At 44.3% G+C, this 23,187-nt stretch carries 4 protein-coding genes; all 4 read left to right on the top strand.

Features of this window, described 5'->3' with window-relative positions:
* Nucleotide 1 precedes the first annotated feature (1 nt).
* The 4 genes from GDK41_RS06625 to GDK41_RS06610 are packed head-to-tail and all read left to right on the top strand — an operon-like array spanning nucleotide 2 to nucleotide 23,119.
* Nucleotides 2-8,365 (top strand): non-ribosomal peptide synthetase, encoded by an 8,364-nt coding sequence (locus GDK41_RS06625; RefSeq protein ID WP_172971565.1) that lies wholly within the window; start codon nucleotides 2-4, stop codon nucleotides 8,363-8,365.
* Between the two features lie 5 nt (nucleotides 8,366-8,370).
* Entirely contained in the window at nucleotides 8,371-17,580 is a 9,210-nt protein-coding gene (locus GDK41_RS06620; protein ID WP_152085665.1) for a non-ribosomal peptide synthetase, read from the top strand.
* A complete protein-coding gene (locus tag GDK41_RS06615; RefSeq protein ID WP_152085664.1) occupies nucleotides 17,580-21,479 on the top strand; it encodes a non-ribosomal peptide synthetase in 3,900 nt (1,299 codons plus the stop codon). The genes GDK41_RS06620 and GDK41_RS06615 overlap by 1 nt, the downstream gene beginning before the upstream one ends.
* Nucleotides 21,479-23,119 (top strand): cyclic peptide export ABC transporter, encoded by a 1,641-nt coding sequence (locus GDK41_RS06610; RefSeq protein WP_152085663.1) that lies wholly within the window; start codon nucleotides 21,479-21,481, stop codon nucleotides 23,117-23,119. The genes GDK41_RS06615 and GDK41_RS06610 overlap by 1 nt, the downstream gene beginning before the upstream one ends.
* The last annotated feature ends 68 nt before the right edge of the window (nucleotides 23,120-23,187 follow it).

The following is a 23,187-nucleotide window of genomic DNA, read 5'->3' as shown; positions in this document are numbered from 1 at the left end:
CATGACGACTATTTTAACTAAGTCACTGAAGGCATTAGCCGAGAACATTGAAACAATTTACCCGCTAACACCGGTGCAACAGGGCATGTTATTCCACACCTTAATGCAACCTAATAGCGGTATCTATTTGCAACAATACCGCTACATCATGACCATGGATAATTTAAATGTCGCTGCATTTGAAAAAGCATGGCAAGCCGTTGTTGAGCGCCATCAGGTGTTGCGAAGTGCATTTGTACATGAGACTCAAGATGAGCCTTTACAAGTGGTATTTAAAAATGTCCATTTGCCTTTTGAGTTTTTAGATTGGCGCCACCTAAGCGCTGAACAACAAGAAACACAAACCGAGCAGCTGCTAGCACAACAGCGCAAACAAGGATTAAGTTTTAATCAAGCGCCATTAATGAATGTCACTTTGGCACAACTCGATGATAACCGTTATCAGTTTATCCGCAGTTACCACCATATTTTGATGGATGCGTGGTGTTTTTCACTGATTATGGTGGAGTTTTTACAGCTATATCGTCACTTTGCTGACGGTACGCCATTAAACTTACACAGTGCGCCAAAGTATCAAGACTATATTGCTTGGTTGAGCAAAAACAAAAATACGCAGGCCGAACAAGCATTTTGGCAACAACAGTTAGCCGACTTCGACACACCCACCGACTTGGGCATTATGCAAACAAACCGTTTTGCCAGTGAGGCGCATACATCCCTGAGCAAAGATGTAATTTGTCAATTAGATCTGCCCACTTCAAATCAGTTGCGTTTAGTTGCAAACGAACTGCAAGTGACCCTTAACACCTTACTACAAGGTGCGTGGGCGCAAACATTGGCTCGTTATGCGCAAAATAGCGATGTGATATTTGGAGTTACCGTTGCTGGACGCTCAATCGACTTACTCAATATTGAAAGTATGGTCGGGTTGTTCATCAACACGTTACCACTGAGAGTCACGATTGATGAGCAACAAAACTTTAAGCAGTGGCTGCAACATTTACAACAAAATAATCTAGCACTGCGCGAGTATGAACAAACCGCACTGACAGATATTCAAAAATATAGCCAGTTAGGCGACCAACCTTTGTTTAATAGTATTTTTGTTTACGAAAATGCGCCAATGGACAAAGCGCTGGACTTTAACAATCTAGATTTTGAGATCAGTGCAATACAAAACCGCTCAGATCTCAATTACCCACTCACAGTTACGGTACTTCCTCAAGAGACATTACATTTAGAGCTAACATATCGCTGTGCTGACTTTGAACCTTTGGCCGTGCAAACCATGCTCAGTCATTTCAAGCAACTACTGATCAACATCGCAGAGCTTGCCAATCCGCACACGGCACAATTGCGTGATATCGAGCCAACATTGCTCGCCAAACAAGCAACGTGCTCACAGTGCCCTGCGCCAATTCAAGCTAATGCTGTGACGTTATTTGCAGAGCAGGTAAACATCCAGCCTAATGCCATCGCAGTTAAAGGGGCAGGCAAAACACTAAGCTATCGCGAGCTTGACCTGCAAAGTACGCACTTGGCTCAGTATTTATTAGCTTACACACAAATCAAGTCGAACAGTCTAATTGGCGTAAGTTTTACGCCAAGTACAGACATGATTGTGGCAATTATGGCGATTCTAAAAGCAGGTGCTGCCTATGTGCCGCTCGATCCTAATTACCCCAAAGACAGAATTGAGTACATGATAGAAGATGCATCGCTTGAGGTTATCTTGACACAGCAAGCGCTTAGCGAAAATGATGCTTTTGCTCGTGTAAATAGTAACCTACTCGCCATTGATAGCCCTGAGTTTATTCAACAAATAAAGGCAAGTACTGAGCAGCGTACTTTACCTACTATTAGCTCACAGAATCTTGCTTATGTTATGTACACCTCAGGAACAACTGGCAAACCAAAAGGTGTCATGATTGAGCATCAGCAACTGGCTAACTTTTTGCTCAATATTGAACACCGATATCAAATCAATCCGCAAGATACGTTTTTACAGTTTTCTACGATTAACTTTGATATCTCTATCGAAGAAATATTTGGCTCGCTGTGCTTCGGTGCACAACTGGTGATAAGAGATCAAGACTGCGTCAGCGATCCCGTGCACTTTTTCAACTTTTGTGAGCAACACAACATATCTGTTGTGAGCCTACCCACCGCATTTTGGCACCAGCTGGTCAGCTACCCACATGAGACAATTGCACAAACGCTACGTCTGGTTATTGTCGGTGGAGAAGCATTACAAGTTGCAAAAGTAAACCATTGGTTTAAACAACTGAGCGGCCCGGCGCTTATCAATACTTACGGACCAACTGAAACCACAGTGACTGCTACTGGCTTTGAGCTCACGGATCAATACCTTGATAGCGGTGAGATCCCTATTGGTCAGGCTAATATCAATACTGATATCTATATTCTAGATGCGCAGCGGCGCCCTGTGCCGCAAGGTGTAATTGGTGAGCTATATGTTGGCGGCCCTTCTCTTGCCAGAGGGTACCTCAATAAACCAGAGCAAACAGAACAAGCATTTGTGACTTGTGAATTTGCCAAAACAACGCGTCTATATCGTACCGGCGATCTTGTACGCTTAAACCAAAACCAGCTTATTGAGTTTCATGGTCGTAAAGATGATCAAGTGAAGATCCGTGGCTATCGAGTCGAAGTGGCAGAAGTTGAAACTGTTATCCAACAGCAACAAAACATCACTCAATGCCTTGTTGTTCCATGGCAAAAGCCACAAAGTGATAAAGCACTTGCCGCTTACATAACGGCAACCGAAAAGCAAAATATCAAGCAATTACGTGCACAACTGGCGAGCCAGTTAGCTGAATATATGATCCCAGCGGTTATTATCGAGCTCGATGCACTGCCACTGACCAGTAACGGTAAAATCGATAAGAAGGCCTTACCAGATCCGAGCACACTATCAGAGCGAGTAGCGCAACAGCCTCTAGAGCAAGCGCCTGTTAGTAAAACCGAACAGACGGTCATCAACAGCTGGAAGAAAGTTTTAGGCGTGCCAGAAATCGCTTTAGACGATAACTTCTTTGCCTTAGGCGGGCACTCCCTGCTGGTCATTCAAGTGATGTCAGCGCTAAAACAACAAGGCTTGAGCATCAGTGCTGCGCAACTTTTTAAAACACCGACACCGCGACTACTTGCCCAAGCTATCACCCGTGACGAGCAAATAGTATTCACTCCTAAAGAGCCTGTTGGAGGGTTAATTCCAGAAGGTTGTCAACAGATAACCCCCGACATGCTGCCGCTGTTAGATTTGTCGCAGCAACAAATTGATGAAGTGGTTGCAAAAGTGCCAAAGGGAGCGACAAGCATCCAAGATATCTACCCTCTGGCACCGCTGCAAGAAGGTATTTTATTTCACCATATGTTATCGCCTCAAAACGACCCTTATATTGTTAAGGCGTTACTCGAGGTGGAAAACGTAGCAATGCTTAACAAGCTAGTTGAGAGCTTTAACTTTTTGATCCACCGACATGAAGTATTGCGCACCAGCATCATGTGGCGCGAACTGGACAAGCCCGTGCAATTGGTGCACCGACAAGCGCAACTGAGTGTTGAATGGGTAGAACTTGCAAACGACACTCAGAACACAACGTCTATTTGTAACGCCTTGTTAGCACATCAACAAGTATGCGCGCGCCCCGATGACCCTGTAATTGACTTAGAAGCGTGCCCGCTAGTTAAGCTACGAGTTGCCAAAGACCACACAACCGGCAAGCTTGCGGTGATGTTTATCGAGCATCATATTGTGTCCGATCAGATAAGTGTTGAAATTATCTTTAACGAAATAAGTGCCTATTTGTCTGGGCAAGCATCTTCATTACCAGCAGCGGTGCAGTACAAGGAGTTTGTTGCGCGTGCAATAAAGCACGACCACAGTGCGGCACAACAATACTTTAAACAACTGCTTGGAGATGTAGATTTTGCAACTTTGCCTTACCAACTGAGTAATACCCAAGGTAAAGCCAATGACATCAGCCATTACAAACATAACCTAGACCAACCTACCGCGCAGCAAATTAGACACTTAGCGCGTCAATTTAATATATCCCCTGCCAGCTTCTTTCACAGTGCATGGGCGCTTGTTGTAGCCAGAGCAAGTGGTCGCAGTGATATTGTGTTTGGTACGGTGTTATCGGGTCGCATGCAAAACGCCGACCAAACAGCAGCCATGTTAGGTATGTTCATTAATACCCTTCCGGTTAGATTAAACCTGACACATTTAACGGCAGAACAACTCATAACACTGACACGTGAACAACTCGAGGCGCTTATTCCTCATGAGCAAAGCGCTTTGGCGTTAGCACAGCGCGCAAGTCAGCTACCAGGTGAGCAGCCGCTGTTCAGTGCCTTACTGAATTATCGTCACGCGATTAAACAACAGGATAATACCGGTCACCAGCAAGTACTAAATGATGTGCAACTGGTCAATGTTGATGGTAATTATCCATTCACTTTATCTGTAGATGACATTGCTAATACCGAGCAATTTTCCTTAACACTAGAGCTCAGTAAAGGGCTATTTGCGCAGCAGATTGAGCAAGAGTTGCAAATAGCTATCTCAGCCCTTTGCCAACAACTAGCAAGCAAGAGTAATGAGTCAATGCTTAAGCACTACCTTGCGCAATGTCAAAAGTTACAACAGCCGATTTGGCAACAACCACAAAAAATGCATTTTGTTGAACCACAAAAGCCAAAGCCACAACCCATTGATGCAGTCGTGAACGCGCAACCTAGTCGCAGTCCAGAACTCACGTTTGAAACTGCACAAGAGCAATTACTTGCACAAATATGGCAGCGCATTCTTGGCATTACTCCAATAAAGCGAAACGCGCACTTTTTTGAATTGGGTGGTCATTCACTGTTGGTTATGCAAGTGATCACTGCATTACAAAAAGAAGGTTATCGACTTAATGCTGCTGAGGTATTTAAATCGCCAGTATTAAAAGAACTCGCGCTTAAACTAGAGCAAGTGCAAGCTGGCGAGCAGAGTATTTATGACGATAAGTCGCTGCCAACAGGGTTATCTCAGCTAACACCTGAAATGATAGAACTTATCACGCTTTCACAATCAGATATTAACCAAATCATTGCCCAACATCATGGCGGTTTGGCAAATATCAAAGACATTTACCCTCTTGCGCCATTACAAGAAGGTATCTTGTTCCACCATAGGCTTAATAAAGATCAAGACCCATATATCACGCCCGCTTACTTAAAAATTAAAGGCAAAGCGCGCTTTGAGCAATTTATCGCTGGCATTAATCATATTATCGAGCGCCACGACACGCTTCGAACCGCAATTTTATGGGAGCACCTATCGCAACCTGTACAAGTTGTCTGTCGCCAAGCAACGCTCCCTGTTGAATGGATTGAGCTTGACCCGACAAAAGACTATCTGGCACAGATGCAGCATAGAGATGCTCACCAAATTCTAAACTTAGACCTACAAACAGCCCCCTTGCTCAAAGTCAGTGCCGCCCATGATAAAAGTAATGATGAATTTGTTATCAGGCTGCTAGATCATCATATTATTTCTGATCATGTCAGCATGGCGATTGTACAACAAGAGCTCGAAATGTGCTTTAAAGGTCAACAACAGCAGTTGCCCAAGCCAATCCAATACCGAGGCTTTATTGCACAACTACTGCGCCAACAAGCAAAACAGAGTCACGATACAGAACGCTTTTTCTCAGAGCAGTTGAAAGGGTTTAGTGAGCCAAGTATTCCGTTTGCGTTAACGCTAAAGCAATCTCAAAGCAATCAACTGAATGAACTAGAGTCGTTACTTGACGCCACTCTTGGGCAACAGATCCGCACTGTCGCGACAGCGTTAAAGTTAAACCCTGCCACCCTATTTCATAGCGCTTTTGCCATGGTGATTGCTGCATGTAGCAATAAAGAAGATGTGGTGTTTGGCACCGTGATGTCTGGGCGTCTACAAGGCACCAAAGGCAGTGAAAGCATGCTTGGCATGTTTATCAATACCCTTCCCTTGCGCTTAACCTTGTCTGATGTAACAGCACTGCAATTAGTAACACAAACTCAGCAAAATTTAATGGCGTTACTACCCTATGAGCAATCTCCGTTATCTCAAATTCAGCAGCACAGTGAACTCAATGCAGAAACACCGCTGTTTACGAGCCTGCTCAACTACCGACAGACCCAGAAAAAGGTTAAAGACGCTAATAACAGTCTAATTGGCTTGGAATTTATCGATCCAAAAGCGCGCACAAATTACCCGTTTACTATTGCCGTAGACGATTATGGGGATGATTTCTCACTTAATATTCAAGTACAGCAGCCGTTGTGTGCACAGCGAATTGAGCAATACATGCTAAGCGCATTAGCACAATTAACACATGCGCTTATTGAGGAACACACCCAACCCATTATGCATTACTCGGTCGTACCACAAAGCGAACAAGCTGAGTTATTGACGCACCATGTACAAACTGTTGATTACGCGCATGATACCTGTGTTTATGAGCTACTGGCGCAACGGCTTGCAAAAATGGACGACTTGTCACATGACGCGCTTATTTTTGAGGGCCAGTCAATAAGCTATCAAGTGTTTGATGAAAAAACTAACCAGTTAGCGCGATATTTGATTGAGCAAGGTGTTGAGCACAACGATTATGTTGCCATTGCCATGGAGCGCTCGTTTGACATGGTGATTGCAATATGGGCCATTTTAAAGGCGGGGGCGGCATATTTACCACTGGATGTTAATTTACCACCAGCACGCATAGACACGATTTTGACCGACAGCAATGCAAAGTTACTGCTCACACAAAGCGCTTTAGACGCGCAGTTTAACCAAAGTTATTGCCAAACGTTTGCCGTGGATACGCCAGCATTTGTTAACCAGCTCGATACATACAGCCACGCGACTCTTGCGCATAAGCGCCCTCAAAGCGCGCTCTCTAACGCATACCTGTTTTACACATCAGGCTCGACAGGTCAACCAAAGGGGGTGATGTGTAACCATCAAGGATTAGTTAACCTTGTACAGTGGTTAGAAAAGCAATATCCACTGCAACAATCAGACAGAGTGTTGCAAAAAACACCTTATAACTTTGATGTGTCGGTGTGGGAGTTTATATGGCCCATCATCAGTGGAGCAACTTTGGTGATCGCCAAACCAGACGGCCACAAAGATGCCCGTTATCTCACTCAGATAATTGAACAGCAACAAATTAGCCACTTACACTTTGTCCCATCCATGTTGAGTTTAATGCTCAGCGATGGCGATTGGCTCCGTTGCCAATCTGTAAAACAAGTATTTTGTATCGGCGAAGCACTGAGCTACGAACTGCAAAAGAACTTTTTTGCACAACCCGGCCAAAATGCACAATTGCACAACTTGTACGGACCCACTGAAGCCTCTGTTGTGGTTAGCCACTGGCAATGCCAAGCACAGTCAGAGCGACAGTTAGTTCCTATTGGTAAACCAATACAGAACACCCAACTGCTGGTGCTTGATAAACACCTTAAACTGGCACCAATGGGAGCTGAGGGTGAGCTGTATATTGGCGGTGTGTGTCTGGCGCAAGGTTATCTGAATCGTCCACAGCTAAATGCGACGCAATTTATTGAACACCCATTTGCAACACAACAAAACCAGCGTTTATATCGCACAGGCGACCTTGTTCGCATCTTAGATGATGGCAACTTTGATTATCTAGGTCGCTTAGACCATCAAGTCAAAATTCGTGGTTTACGTATTGAATTGGGTGAAATTGAGTTTGTTTTAAACCAACATCAGGCCATTAACACGGCACAAGTAGCAGTCAAAACAAATCATCGCAATGAACCCTGTTTGGTTGCCTATTTGATGTTGCAACAGCAAAGCGAGGGCGAAATTGCCCATCTAACTGAGCACTTAAAAGAGCATTTACACAACCAACTACCAAGCTACATGGTGCCAGAGCATTATATTGCGATTGAGCAGTGGCCACTGAGCAGCAACGGTAAAATCAATAAAGCACAACTACCAGAGCCAAACTTTATTAACCATCAAAAAACAGTGCTACAGGCAAGCACTGACATCGAGCAAACACTCGTTGAGATCTGGTCGCAATTACTCAACCTGCCCGTTGAGCACATCAGCATGGATAGCAACTTTTTTGAACTAGGTGGACATTCCATTTTGGCGATGAAGCTTATCAGTGCGATAGAAACACAATTTAATTTATCGCTGTCTTTACACAGCTTATTTAGCTCCCCAACCATCCAAGCGATTGCCATGCAAATTGAAGACATTCAAGGGCAACAAAGTAATGAATTGGACTTTATGGAGCAACTATTAAACGAATTTGAGGATCAAGAGTAACCCCCATGCAGCAATCTCAATATTTATCGATAGCACAGCGACTGAATAAACTCGAGCCGAAACAGCAACAGCTGTTTCGCCAAAAGCTTGCACAACAAGGCATTAATAGCTGGAAACTGCCTATCGTCGAAACTCAACAGTCAAGCTACCCACTTTCGGTTGCTCAGCAGCGGTTTTTAATCGCTGAAAAGATGGCAGAGCGTGCACTTTACAACCTATGTACTGTGGTTAAATTTGATTTAAAACTTAATCCACACATACTCGCTCAGGCATTATCGCAGTTGGTGGAGCGCCACCAAGTGATGACGACCTGCTTTAAGCAAAATGAGCAAGGAAACTGGTATACCTATCAACAACAAAAGGGGGTGTTAGATTTAACCCCTGTGCCATTAACCGAAGAGCAAAACCGCAACCATGACGCATGGCTAAATACCTACTTTGCACAACAGCAAAACTATCAATTTGATTTAACTGGCGAAGTTCCGTTCCGTGTATCGTTATTTCAAGGGCAAGATGCATATTGGTTATTTGTCACAATTCATCATGTGGCCTTTGATGCGTGGTCGTTTGATATCTTTAATCAAGAATTAGTGCAGCTTTACGCTGCTATTGCAAATAACCAAAACGACACGTTGGCACCGTTAAGCATTCAGTATCAAGACTATGCAACTTGGCAGCACCAATGGCTAAAAAGCGAAGACTACCAAGCACAACAAAGCTATTGGCAGCAACAGCTACAAGATTTACCAGTGCCGCTTGCACTACCGTTTGATTTTTCTCCTGCAACTCAACAACGTACTTTTGAGGGGCAAGCTGAGCAGTTAATTTTAGATGCAGACATCAGCGCCGCTCTTAGACGTGCGATTACACAGCAAAACTCTACGTTGTATGTCTATCTACAAACCGTTTTTGCCTGGCTGCTTGGCAACTATTGTGATCAACACGATTTTTGTTTAGCAAGCTCTATTGCAAATAGAACTCGGGCCGAGCTGAGCAATTTGGTCGGACCATTACTGAATACGCTGGTACTTCGCCATAGCCTTAGTCCAACAACAAGCTTTAAGGAGGCTTTGAAGCTTTGCCTAAAGACAGCAACCGATGCCTTCGATAATCAAGACTACCCTTTTGAACACTTGGCAAACCTGCTCAATGATGGCAACGGCGCGCCTACTCAACCACTGTTTAACGTGATGTTTATTCATGTGGGGTTGGCAAGTAAAACAACCGTGACATTGGGCGAGAGTCAGGGCTCTGTAGTTAATATGGCGCAAAATAGTGCACGCTTTGATCTTACTTTAAGAGTGTTTGAGCAAACAGATCAAACAATTTGTTTAGACTTTGAGTACAGCACAGAGCTATTTTTACCATCAACCATAAAACAAATGCTAGTCGACTTTAAAGCGCTACTTAGCAGTTGTTTGAGCAACCCACACAACACGTTTTCTGATGTCGCGTCGCTGCTCAGTAAAAGTAAAATAGATGGCCCAGCACTTAATGATACACCTGAATTGCTAACGCAGCGCATACATCAATTTGCTGCAAGCAACAGCCAAAATGAGGCGCAATTAGCTCTTTTTGACGGTCATCAACGCATTTCTTATTCGCAATTGGCTGACAGTGTTAAATCAGCGGCCATGTGGCTGCAACAACAAGGCGTACAAGCACATCACAATGTGGCCATCATTATGCCACGCACCCCATTACAAGTGACCTTAATGCTTGCAAGTTGGCAATTGGGTGCCGTCTGTGTGATGCTCGACCCAAAACAGCCTGCTGCCAGACTTGCACACATTTGCCATGACGCTGAGGTAAAACTCATTCTGAGTGACCAGCACTACGATATCCCATCTATTGCGCAAGTTAATTATGTGCAAGTTAACTCAGTGTCACAAAACGAACCGCATGCACTGTGTGCATATTCACTTTCGCCACAAGACCCAGCTTATATTCTTTACACATCAGGCTCTACAGGCAAACCTAAAGGCGTTGTGGTCTCTCATCAAGCGATAAGTCACTACAGCGCAGCCATCGCACAACAATACCCACAACCTTCTGGCAGTCGTTGGCTCACTTTGGCGACCGTTGCCGCCGATCTCGGTTTGACCTCAGTATTGGGTGCACTTTATCAAGGTCAGTGCTTGGTGCTGCCTTGCGCCGATACCATTGCAGATCCCAACGCCCTATCTGACTTTTTAACACAACATCCGGTAGATTGTTTAAAGATCACCCCTTCTCATTTGAACGCACTGTTGAGTGTAAAAACCCCAGCAAGTATGTTGCCCAAGCACACACTCTTTTTAGGCGGCGAAGGGCTTAATCAAAACGTACTATCTCGGATCAAAGAGTTATCGCCCAAGCTCAACGTTGTAAACCATTATGGTCCAAGTGAAAGTACCGTAGGCATTAGTGCAACCACATTAACCAACGCTTTGCGCTCTACCCTAAGCTCAGTTGCGCCACTTGGCACTCCTTTACCGGGTAACTCGATTACGGTGAGAAATGAGCAAGGCCAACTGTTACCACGTGGCGCACTAGGCGAATTATGTGTCAGTGGCAACCAATTAGCGCAGGGATATTGGCATAACCCAGAGCAAACTGCACAGGCATTTATACAGCCTGAAAACGGCCCACGTTATTACAAAACAGGCGACCTTGTGCGCATCAATCACCTTGGCTTGCTTGAATTTATGGGCCGCAGCGACGACCAAGTTAAACGTCGTGGATTCCGCATCGAATTGAACGAAATTAGCCAATGGCTATGTCAGCAGCCACAAGTCAGTGACGCCATAGTGCTGCTACAAAAAGCCACTGAGTCTGGCAAAGAACAACTGATATCGTGGTTAACACTCGCGCAATCGACTACCGATGAGCAGCAAATCATTGCAACGTTAAAGCAAGCTATGAGCCACGCTTTACCCGATTATATGCACCCAGATCATTGGCAAGTTTTAGAATCATTACCGTTAAATAACAACGGTAAAATTGACCGCACAGCCTTACCATTACCAAACTTAAATCAGGCCACTACGCTTCAGTCAAACCGCCCGTTATCTGAGGTCGAGCAAGTCCTCGCAAAAATTTGGCAACAAATCTTTAAAGTAGAGCAAATAAAACTGAGCGATGACTTCTTTGCTCTCGGTGGCGACTCAATCATGAGCCTGCAAATGATTGGCTTAGCTGCTAATCAAGGGGTGAAATTAACGCCAAAAGACATTATCACGCATCGTTCTCTGGCTAACATCGCAGCGGCAGCAATTACCACCTTAAGCAATACCGTTGTAAGCAATCAAAGTGACAAAGTGCAATTAAGCGAGCAAGCACAAGCGCATCAAGAAAAAATTCTTGCTTTGTTTAAACATGTCCTGCGCGATGACTCACTCTCGGTGCAAGATAATTTTTATACCCGTGGCGGCGATTCAATATTAAGTTTGCAATTCATCGCACTGGCGAAGCGCCAAGATATAATGGTGACACCCAAGCAACTACAACAAAACCCAACAGCACAGTCACTTGCGGCCTCTATCGATTCAGCAAATAACAACGCAGCTACGCTCACATCAGAAAGTCCAGCTCAACAAGCAAAGCTTTGTGTGGACTTAACGCAAGCTCAGCCTTTGTCTGCTGCACAAAAGCGAATCTGGTTTTTACAACAACTTGAGCCGCAAAATACCGCTTACAACCTGCCGGCTGCGTTTAAAGTGACAGGTAATATTGATCTGCAAAGGCTAACCTCGGCTTGCCAACAGTTGGTCACAAAACACGCCATGCTGCGCACCAAATACATATCAGGTACAACCAATGACGATGTATTCCAACAGTTAATAGACACGTATCAGCCACTCACAGTCTATGCTGCTATGGATGAAGTAGCTGCACAAAATACAGCATTACAACTTGTACGTCAGCCTTTTGACCTAAGCACCGGTAAGGTGATCAGTATCAATCTACTCCCAATCACTAACAAAGCGAATACCCATATTTTGGTGTTCAATATCCACCATATTGCTACTGATGGCTGGTCAATGGGCATATTGATCCAAGACTTATTGAAGCTATATCAATGTGATCATGAGCCCACCCCGCATTTAGAAGCGCAAGCCAATTACTTTGATTGGTGTATTCGTCAGCAATCTCAAAGCATCGACGACACCCTATCTGACTATTGGCTAACGCGCTTAGCAAATATGCCGCAGCAACTTGCGCTGACTTATGATAAGCCTTTGCCTAGCCAGCAAACTTATGCAGGCGCAACACAAGAGTGGGCTATCGCCCCAGGCATTGTTACGCAACTAGATGACTACGCCAACAAGCTTAATACCACACCATTTAGCTTATTGCTTGGGGGCTTCCAGTTACTTATGTGGCGCTATACGCAGCAAAATGACTTTGCCGTAGGTATTCCAGTGAGTGGCAGAGAAGATGCGCAAAGCCAGCATATTGTGGGTGTATTTATTAATACCGTAATTAATCGCGCGCAAATTCAACCTGAACTTGCTACAAGTGAATGGCTAGCTCAGCATATTGAGGCGCTTCAGGCTGATCTAGCGCACCAAAACATGCCCTTAGAAACATTGATTAACGCACTGCAACCGGCCCGAAACTTAGCAAGACCTCCGGTGTTTCAAGTGCTATTCAACTATCAGAATGACCAATTAAAACAGCGCGATTTATCATTGCCGGGGCTTAATTTTGAAGCACTTGAGCATAATGAGGTCAATACCAAATTTGAACTCAGCTTTAACCTGCTGCGCCGTGACAATTTGGTTGTTCAAATTGAATATAATCGCGACTTGTTTGGTGCTCATACCATTGAACAGCTATTTGAAGATTACCTCAGTATCTTAAGTTGGCTACCAAAGGCCCAGCAAACACCATTGTCGGCTTTGACAGTGAACTCGGTTGATAAAGCGCTAAGTATGGCAACCACAGATCAATTTAGCGCGGCTCTCAGTCAAGCGCCCATCGCAGAGCAAGACGATTTTATTGCCCGGTTTGAGCAACAAGTAAGGCTTCAAGGTGACAAAAGCGCGGTAATAGCCGGTGGCAAACACTACAGCTATGAGCAATTAAATAACGATGCCAACCAGCTTGCTCATTATCTAAAAGGTCGCGGTATTGGTGCTGAAAAACTGGTCGCTTTTTGCTTGCCACGTAACTATCAAATGCTAGTAACACTTTTGGCAATACAAAAAGCAGGCGGGGCATATTTACCGCTAGATGGCACGCAGCCCCCTGCTCGATTGGCATATATTGTAGAGCATGCGCAGCCACAGTTTTTGTTGACGCAAACATCGTTAAGCAGCGTGTTTAAAACAGACATCCCAGTTATCGAGCTTGATACTTTAAACGCTCAGTTAAGCGCCCTACCTAATGATAATTTGCAATTAACCACAAGTTCAACACAGCTGGCATATACCTTATATACCTCTGGTTCGACCGGAAAACCAAAAGGGGTTGAAATTGAGCGCGGCAATTTTGCTTGCTTCTTAAAAGCCATCGAACAAACACTTCCATGCTTTAAGCGTACCCTTGCTTTAACCACAATCACCTTTGATATTGCGCTCTTAGAGCTATGCTTGCCTTTAGCAACTGGCGCAAGCGTTGTAATTGCAAATGAAGATCAGCAAAAAGATAGCCAACAACTATTTGGGCTTATCGAGCAATACCAAATTGATTTAGTGCAAGCGACGCCCGCTACTTGGAGTATGCTGACTGGCGATGAACAAAACCTCACTGCGCAGCAACCATTAGCACAAGTTAATGCAGTATGTGGTGGCGAGGCGTTACCAGCTCAGTTGGCTGTGTTATTACAGCAACACTGTCAAAGCGTAACAAATGTGTATGGTCCAACAGAAACCACCATATGGTCGTCTGCATATCAAATACAACAAGTCGACGACAAACATGTGCCTATAGGCAACCCTATTGCCTACAACCACTTTTATGTGCTTGACTCACAGCAGAATTTAACGCCCTTTGGTGTACCTGGAGAGCTGTATATTGGGGGGCCTGTCGTGGCAAGAGGATACCGCCACAATACCGAGTTATCTAACGCCGTATTTATCGAACACCCTGACTTTGGCCGGCTCTATAAAACCGGTGATAGAGTAAAGTGGACAAGACAGCATTCCTGTCCTGTGTTGACCTTTATTGGCCGAGTAGATTTTCAGCTTAAAGTTCGTGGCTATCGTATTGAGCCCGGTGAAATTGAATATGCACTCACCCAACATGAGGCCATTAACCAAGCCGTTGCTGTCATTAAAGCGCAACAGCTAGTTGCTTACTACGTGCCGCAAAGTGATGCAAACGAACCTGACACTGCATCACTAGTGCAGTTTTTGCACAAAACGTTGCCCGATTACATGGTGCCACAACGCTTTCAAGCGCTCGATAAACTTCCTTTAAATAGCAATGGTAAAGTTGACCGCGCAGCACTACCCGCGCTTGTAAATGCACAACCCTTTGACCACAGCGCTGACAGAGCACTTACAGCGCAAGAAGAAAAGCTTGCGAAGATTTGGAAAACGCTATTAAACGTTGACCACCTGCAAAGTGATGACGACTTTTTCTTACTGGGTGGTCATTCATTATTAGCCGCTCAACTGCGAGCACAACTAAATAAGATGGGTTTAGATATCCCACTTAAAAGCTTGTTTGAACAGCCAACCTTGGCCGAGCAAGCCAAGCTAATCGGCGCGTCGAAGTACCAAAAGATCACTTTGCTTTGTGAGCTCGACCACAAACCGGATTATTTGCCTTTATCCAATGCGCAAAAGCGTTTGTGGTTTATGCAACAACTTAACCCCTCTAGCGCCGGGTTTAATATGCAAACCGCTGTGCACATCAAAGGTGAACTATCAATCCCTCAGTTAAAACAAGCGATTTTGTTAGTCACCCAAAAGCATCCTATTTTGCAGGTCACGTACCATCAGCTCGATGAGCAACCCATGCAAAGGTTTAACCCAGCGCTTGCTGTGGCCGTTACCACGCTTGATTTGAGCGAGGACCCGCAGCAGCTCACACACTTTTTGAACCATGCGGCAAATCAAAACTTTAATTTAGAGCTTGAGTCGCCACTGCGTGTATTTGTGTATCAAATGGGAGAGAACCATGTTGTCTGTCAGATAGTTCAACATCATATCGCATCCGATGCATGGTCAATGACACTATTACTCGATGACTTAATGGATACATACCAGCAACTTAATGGTACAAGTTTAGATACCCTACAGGCCGACCTAATAGCAAAGCCGAGTTATCTTGATTATGCCTATTGGCAAAACACACCAAGGATAGTGAAACAGCAACAGGAGTCTGTCGACTATTGGCGACACGCACTCGCAGGTGCAAACGATGTGCTTGCTTTGCCATTTGACCGCCCTCGTGATGCGCAGGCTAAAAGCATCGGCAGCAGTATTGAAGCGACAATAGATAAACCCTTGTTAACTGAGCTGAAAAAACTTGCTCATCAACAGCAAAGCTCGCTCTTTATGTTGCTTATCAGTGCCTATAGCAGCTTAATTTACCAACAAACCAAATGCCAAGATATGATAATTGGCACCGATGTGGCAAACCGAGAGCATGCACAAACTCATGATATGTTGGGCTTTTTTGTTAACCTGTTGCCACTTAGATTCAAGCCTAAAGCAACCCTTAGGTTTAACGATTTCTTATATCAGGTAAAACAACATTGCTTGGATGGCTTTGAGCACCAGTCAGTGCCATTTGAGCAAATTGTTGAAACCACTAAACCAACCCGCATCAATGGCATGCACCCGCTCATTCAAGCCTTGTTTGTAATGCAAAACACACCCGATACGCAACCCAATATGAGCAACTTGCACATAGAGCCAATCCATAGTGAGCAGCAACATGCAAAATTTGATTGTGCATTGTTTGCCAATGAGGACAAACACACGGGCTCATTGTTCCTTAGCTGGGTGTTTAACACGCAACTATTTGATAAATCAACCATTGAGCGATTAAGTCAACAATACGTAAAGCTGTTGCGCGCAATTTGCAAAAGCCCCACTGCACCACTGAACAATTTACTTACGCACAACCATGTACAGAAGGAAGTAAGCGACATGCCTACCACCGGCCGACCAACCAAGCTAAATAAGCTAAGCAAATTTAATAAATTAAATAAGCTAAAAAACACTCCCTGCGCAAAGGAAGTCGTAAAGGCTGCGCCCCTGCACCAAGACCGCCCATTTCCGCTATTGGTAGAATGTCAAAGCAACACCCTTGACCCTTTAACTTGGGCAAGACAAAACCAAACACAAATTATGAACTGGCTGCAAACCCATGGTGGCATTGTTTTTAGAGGATTCAATTTGCCTACGGCATTGGAGTTTGAGCAATTTTGCTTGGCAATCTACCCGCAGCTATACGCGATGTATGGTGACTTACCGAAAAATGACATCGGCAACAAGATATATAAATCTACGCCTTATCCAAATGAGCAGATGATCATGTATCACAACGAAAGCTCACACCAAAGCCAGTGGCCAAGAAGACAGTGGTTTTACTGCAGCCAAAATGCAGCTGTTGGGGGAGCTACGCCGATAGTGGATTGTCGCGAAATGTACCTGCGACTACCGGTGCACATCAAAGAGAAACTTGAGGAAAAACAGCTCTGTTATATTCGCAACTTTTCTTCTCTTGATGTTAGCTGGCAGCACTTCTTTAAAACCGATAGCAAACAGCTGGTAGAGAGCATATGCAAAGACAGCAGCATCGACTTTCAGTGGTATGGCGATGATAACTTACGTATCAGTCAGGTGTGTCCTGCGGTGATCGTACACCCCATTACCCATGAAAAGAGCTTTTTTAATCAAATTCAGCTGCACCATTACAGCTTTCTTGAAGAAGATGTAAAGCAGCATTTCTTAGAAACAGGCGGTATAGAGAACCTTCCTCGTAACGTATGTTATGGCGATCAAGAGCCTCTAGAGCAAGAGGTGATTGACGTGATCAGTGAGCTATATGAAGCCTGTGCGGTAAGGTTTGATTGGCAAAAAGGCGATGTTGTTATGCTCGACAACATGCTCGCAGCGCACGCCAGAGATCCATTTGAAGGGGAAAGAAAAATTGCCGTTGCGATGGGCGATCTTTATCACATAAAGACACCCAATACGCAAACTCCCGAACCAGTTCAACACAATAATATCGTTAAAAACAGCCAACTTTCTGTAAACGAGGAGCACGCATAATGAGCACTTGGCATAACACAACACATGATTTAGGCTTGCCGCTTTCTCGCCAACAGCAATTAATCGCCCACGATAACAGCAACACATTACGTTGTTATTGGTTTGAGTTTGCGAACGATATGACAGCCGAACTCTTAAAGCAACAGTTGAATAATTTGATGCAGTCACACCAAGCATTGGCAACATCTGTCGCAAAACCACAAGGGTTCGATATTCTTAGACAGCAAGTGCAAGCACCCAGATTGCACTTTGTAGTCAGAGATCATCAAGAGTTAGCTTGTACTAACGATGAAACCACAGCGCACAAAAAAACTAAAATGGAGCAACAAGCCCAGTTAGAATATGCGCAATTAAACCCACACCTATTGGTGTGGTGCTGGCCTCACCAATCGGGTATGAGCGTGCAATTGGTGGCATCGGCGTTATTGTTTGACCATTATAGTGCTTATCACTTATATCAAACGCTCAACGCAAATATTCAGTTGGACGAAACGATTCAATACCCTGAATATATTGAATGGCTAACTGAATTAGTGGCTGATGAAGATGCCCAAATTGGTAAACAATACTGGCAAGCGCTGTCGTTACCTGAGTTGCCTGACGCTGAGTTAATCGACAAAACGCCAGCTCTAAACCAGCTACAAGCGCAAACTAACGTGGTGTCTAGCGCTATCTCGCCACAATTACAAATGCAGCTCAACCAGCTTGCTTCACAACTACAGTGTGACAGCGCCAGTATAGTTGTTAATGTATGGGCGAGTATTCTTGGCAAGCTGGCGGACCAAAATGAGCTAAAACTCGATTACTATCACGATAGTCGCCTCGATTACGAAGAGTTCAGCCACGCTTTTGGCTTGTTCACTCAGCCACTGGTTGTGCCGTTTTATGAGCTTAACAATGCAGATCTTGAGGGCGCAACACAAGGTTTTAGTCAGCTATTTGCAGAAATAAAAGACTACCAAGAGTACATTGTAACCCAGCCAAATTTAGCCAATACTCGCTCCCATGCTGGGTTTTACTACCACCAGCAAAACAGTCTGGCTGAAATGCAAACTGCTCAGGCTATTGCAAACAATCCCTTATTACTGGAGTATCACTGTGTAGAGCAAGGTGCAGGAAAATTCTCCCTTTTCTATTGCAGCCAGCATTACAGCCAAGGTGCGATGACGCGAGCGCTTAAGCACTTTGAGCAGCTTTTAGCCGCCGCACTGGCACAACCTAAAAAGAAGTTTAGTCAACTCAATGCTTTGTTAGCCGACGAGCAATCTGGTCGTTTTATTTGTCAAAAAAATAAGCTGGCACTGGTTGATAAACAAGATGAGTTGCAGGTAAATAGCAATATAACCCTCGTTACGTTGTTTCGTGAACAAGCACAAAAACATCCCACACAAATAGCAATTCAAGATGGTACTCATACGCTGACTTACGCAGAGCTAGATACTTTGAGTGATCAGTATGCAGCAAACTTACAAGCACATGGTGCCTCAGCCGACAGCATCGTCGCGTTATGCCTACCTCGAGGCCATGAGCTATTGGTAACCCTATTGGCGGTAATGAAATCAGGGGCAGCCTATTTGCCGTTAGACCCAGAGCAGCCAGTAGTAAGATTGCAGCAAATTATTGATGATGCAAACCCTGTCATCGTCGTCGGTGAGTTAACACAACTGAGCGCAGCACACACGATGTCACTGCATGAATTAAAGCAGCAATCCAACTCGCTTTGCTCTGTGGATATTTTACCCCACCACCTTGCCTATGTTTTATATACTTCTGGCTCTACGGGTACACCTAAAGGCGTTATGGTAGAGCATCAACAGATCAGCCATTACAGCCAAGCCATTACACAACAACTGGCTTTGCCAGCGCACAGTGACTATGGCTTAATTTCAACCTTAGTGGCCGACTTGGGCAATACCATGTTGTTTCCAGCTTGGCTAACCGCAAGCTGTATACATATACTCGGTAAAAATGAAGCCAGCGATGGCCTTGCACTGGCAAAGTATTGTAAAAACATCAACCATAGCCACCAGCCACTCGATTGTTTAAAAATTGTTCCCTCCCATTTGGAAGCATTACTCGCTAGTGGCGAAGATGTTTTACCCTCACAAGTACTGGTGCTCGGTGGTGAAGCCATTCAACCGAGTTTGATAGAGCGGTTAACCTCACTTGCCGTGCAGTGCCGTATTTACAATCACTATGGACCAACAGAAACAACCGTTGGTGTACTCATCGGCAAAGTTAACCTAGAGCACGCGCAAAGCCAACTTTGTACCACCATTGGCGATACTGAAATACACTTACTTGATGAGCAGTTACGCCCAGCTATTAGTGGCCAAAGCGCGGATTTATATATCTCAGGCAAAAACGTTACACGCGGCTATTTGAACGATGCACACAGAACTGCGCAAGCATACATAAAGCAACCAAATACTGATAAAAAGCTATATAAAACAGGCGATTTGGCCTTTGCTGATGCCAATGGCGCAATTCATATTTTGGGACGCAGCGATCAACAAATTAAGATTCGCGGTTTCCGTTTGGATCCATCAGAAGTTCAAGCACTGTTGCTACAACAAGATGAAGTTGCCACAGCCACATTGCAAGCCTTTGGCGAAGGCGAAAATAAGCAATTGCACGCCTTTGTTACTATGCAAAAAGGTCATCAACTTAATGAGTCAAAAATGAAAGCGCTACTGGCTAAGCAGTTGCCAAATTACATGGTGCCCGCCCATATCTATGCCATCAATGAGTTACCACTTAATGCCAACGGTAAGATAGATCAAGCACAGTTGCGAGCACTCGCAAAAGCGCAGCAGAGCCAAGTGATTGTTGCAGCCAAAAATGATACCGAACAAGGCGTATTAGCAATCTGGCAAAGCGTGCTCCAGCAAGAAAACATCTGTGTTACAGCCGATTTCTTTGATATTGGCGGTCACTCATTAGCGGCAATCAAAGTGGTTGCCAAGATCCGCAAAGAAATGCACATAGACTTGCCAACAGATTTACTGTTTAAGCATCAATCTATCGTCGCCATTGCCGCTTATATTAATGAGCAACACTCGACAACAAAAACTGAACGCTTAATTGCACTCAATAGCAAGGCCAAAACGCTTGATACTGCAGCACAACCCATAATGGTCTTAATGCATTCAACCGCGGGGCATTTTAATTACCATAAGCAGTTTATAAGCAACTTAGGTAATGCAACACCGCTGTTTGGATTAACGCCAAACTACGAGTTGATCAACGCAGGTCACCATCACAATCACACTGCCATCACTGATGATTACATCGAACAACTACTCGCGCTCAAATCACACCCTATGATACTGATTGGCTGGAGCCTCGGTGGAAAACAAATGATGCTAATGGCAAAAAGAATGCAAGCTTTAGGCTTTAACCTCAATGCCGTTAGTGTGATTGACTTTGACCTGACTCAGCGACTTGACATGGCCGATAGCACTGAGCAATTGATTGGTGATTTTCATCATTACTTAGAAGCTGAAAATATAGCGATAAGTGATGACATTACTTCTCAGTGCACACAAAACCTAAGCGGTGACTATGAGAGCGCAATGACACAGCTGCTGAATAACCCTTTACTGCAAGAACAAATGCTTGATGACATAGACCCCAATACATTGCAGCAACGCTTTATGCTGCGCTGGCATAGTAAACATATTCTCTATCAGGCCCAAATGACCAAGTTAGATTTACCTATTTGGCTATGGCATGGCAGCGGCTATCAATCTAGTCCGCAGGTATGGCAACAATACAGCTCGCAACCTCTGTGGAGCAGTTATATCGATGCCGATCACTATGGCATTTTAAATACGCCAACTTTGGCCGAGGCGCTATTGAGCAATATTGACAATTTATATAACGTGGTGAGTGCATAATGAGTATTACTAAACAACTTCTTAAAGACGCAAAGTCTAATATCGCCTTTGCCATGCTCGCCAGCATGCTAAGCGCTTCTGCTGGTATTGCCATTATTGCGGGAATTAACCATGTCCTTGAGCAAGGTATATCAAACCTTTCAGGTGCAATCGGTTTATATATCGGGTTACTGGCCATATTACTTGCCAGTAGTGTTTGGTCTCAAGTGCTGTTGGTTAATATTGGCTATAACATGGTGTTTAAACTGCGCAAAAACTTGGTAAATCGCATTTTAAATACGTCTATTGAACGTCAAGAACAGCTGGGCAGTACCGACATATACAACATTTTGACACGTGATGTCACTATGCTCTCAAATGCCACTCGTCAGTTACCTGTTGCAATGTATAACGTCTTTTTAGTGTTAGCTGGCTTCGTTTATCTGCTTTGGCTTTCACCGTTGTTGTTTGCGCTGGTATGTGTTGTCGTGGCTTTTGGTATATGGACGGATGCCAAACTAACAAACTCTTTGCAACACATGCTAACTAAGGTGCGACGCTTAGACGATACACTCTTTCAACATTATGAAGCCGTGGTTGAGGGCAGAAACGAATTAGCACTTAACCAAAAACGTCGCCAAGTTTTATTTGACGAGCAATTTTTACCAACAGCCCAAGAATCTCGCGAACAAGCTTCAAAAGCAGAGGTAATTTGGGCGATTAACTTAAATTGGACCACTCTGCTTATCTTTTTCATCATTGGCGTGATCTTTTTTGCCGGTCTTAAACTTGAGTCCGTGGGCCAAGATGTCGTCGTCGCTTACATACTCGCAATCATGTTCTTACGTACGCCTTTATCTATGATCCTCGATAGTATCCCTACGGTTATAAAAGGTAATGTTGCTTTGCAGGCCATCAATCGTTTAGCACTCAATGAAGATGACTCACCTGTCGATACAACACAATCGCCCTCCATTGATTTTAAGTCTTTACAGCTAAAACAAGTGCAATATCAATACCCCACAAATAAAGGCGAGGCAGGGTTTATGCTTGGACCTATCAACTTTGAAGTATATAAAGGAGAGCTCATCTTTTTAATTGGCGGTAATGGCAGCGGTAAATCAACACTTGCTAAGCTATTAACGGGCCTTTATCAACAAAGCGCCGGGCAACTGTTACTCAACGGTACACAGATTAACGACAGTAACAGGTCGCAGTTAAGAAATTGCTTTTCAGCTATTTTCCCTAACTTTTTCTTATTTAGCGATGTTGTTGATACTCAGGGAAGTAGCCAAGACGATGAAAAAATTGCACATTACCTCAAACGTTTAGCGATAGACAATAAAGTGTCGGTCAAGCAAGGTAAGCTTTCAACAACGGCCTTATCTCAAGGTCAAAGAAAACGCTTAGCATTAGTGCTGCTTTATATGGAAAACCGTCAAGTCTTGTTACTAGATGAATGGGCTGCCGATCAAGACCCGGTATTTAGAGAAGTGTTCTATCGAGAAATACTCCCTCAGTTACAGCGTGATGGTAAAACCGTGATAGCCATCAGCCACGATGATCATTACTTTGATGTGGCAGATAGAATATACAAGCTTGATTATGGGCAATTAACTCCCTTTGATGCTCACAAGCAGCGTTTATTTTCAGCAAGTTAAACGCCTTTTAAAAATAAATTAGACAAAAAAAGCGGCTGACAATTTTTATGTCGCCGCTTTCACTGGGT

Source organism: Pseudoalteromonas sp. A25 (genome assembly GCF_009176705.1).
Classification (GTDB): domain Bacteria; phylum Pseudomonadota; class Gammaproteobacteria; order Enterobacterales; family Alteromonadaceae; genus Pseudoalteromonas.
This window is presented reverse-complemented; position numbering and strand designations above follow the sequence as displayed.

Coding starts and splice junctions, on each gene's coding strand:
- GDK41_RS06625 (WP_172971565.1), top strand. CDS start 2: ATGACGACTATTTTAACTAAGTCACTGAAGGCATTAGCCGAGAACATT.
- GDK41_RS06620 (WP_152085665.1), top strand. CDS start 8,371: ATGCAGCAATCTCAATATTTATCGATAGCACAGCGACTGAATAAACTC.
- GDK41_RS06615 (WP_152085664.1), top strand. CDS start 17,580: ATGAGCACTTGGCATAACACAACACATGATTTAGGCTTGCCGCTTTCT.
- GDK41_RS06610 (WP_152085663.1), top strand. CDS start 21,479: ATGAGTATTACTAAACAACTTCTTAAAGACGCAAAGTCTAATATCGCC.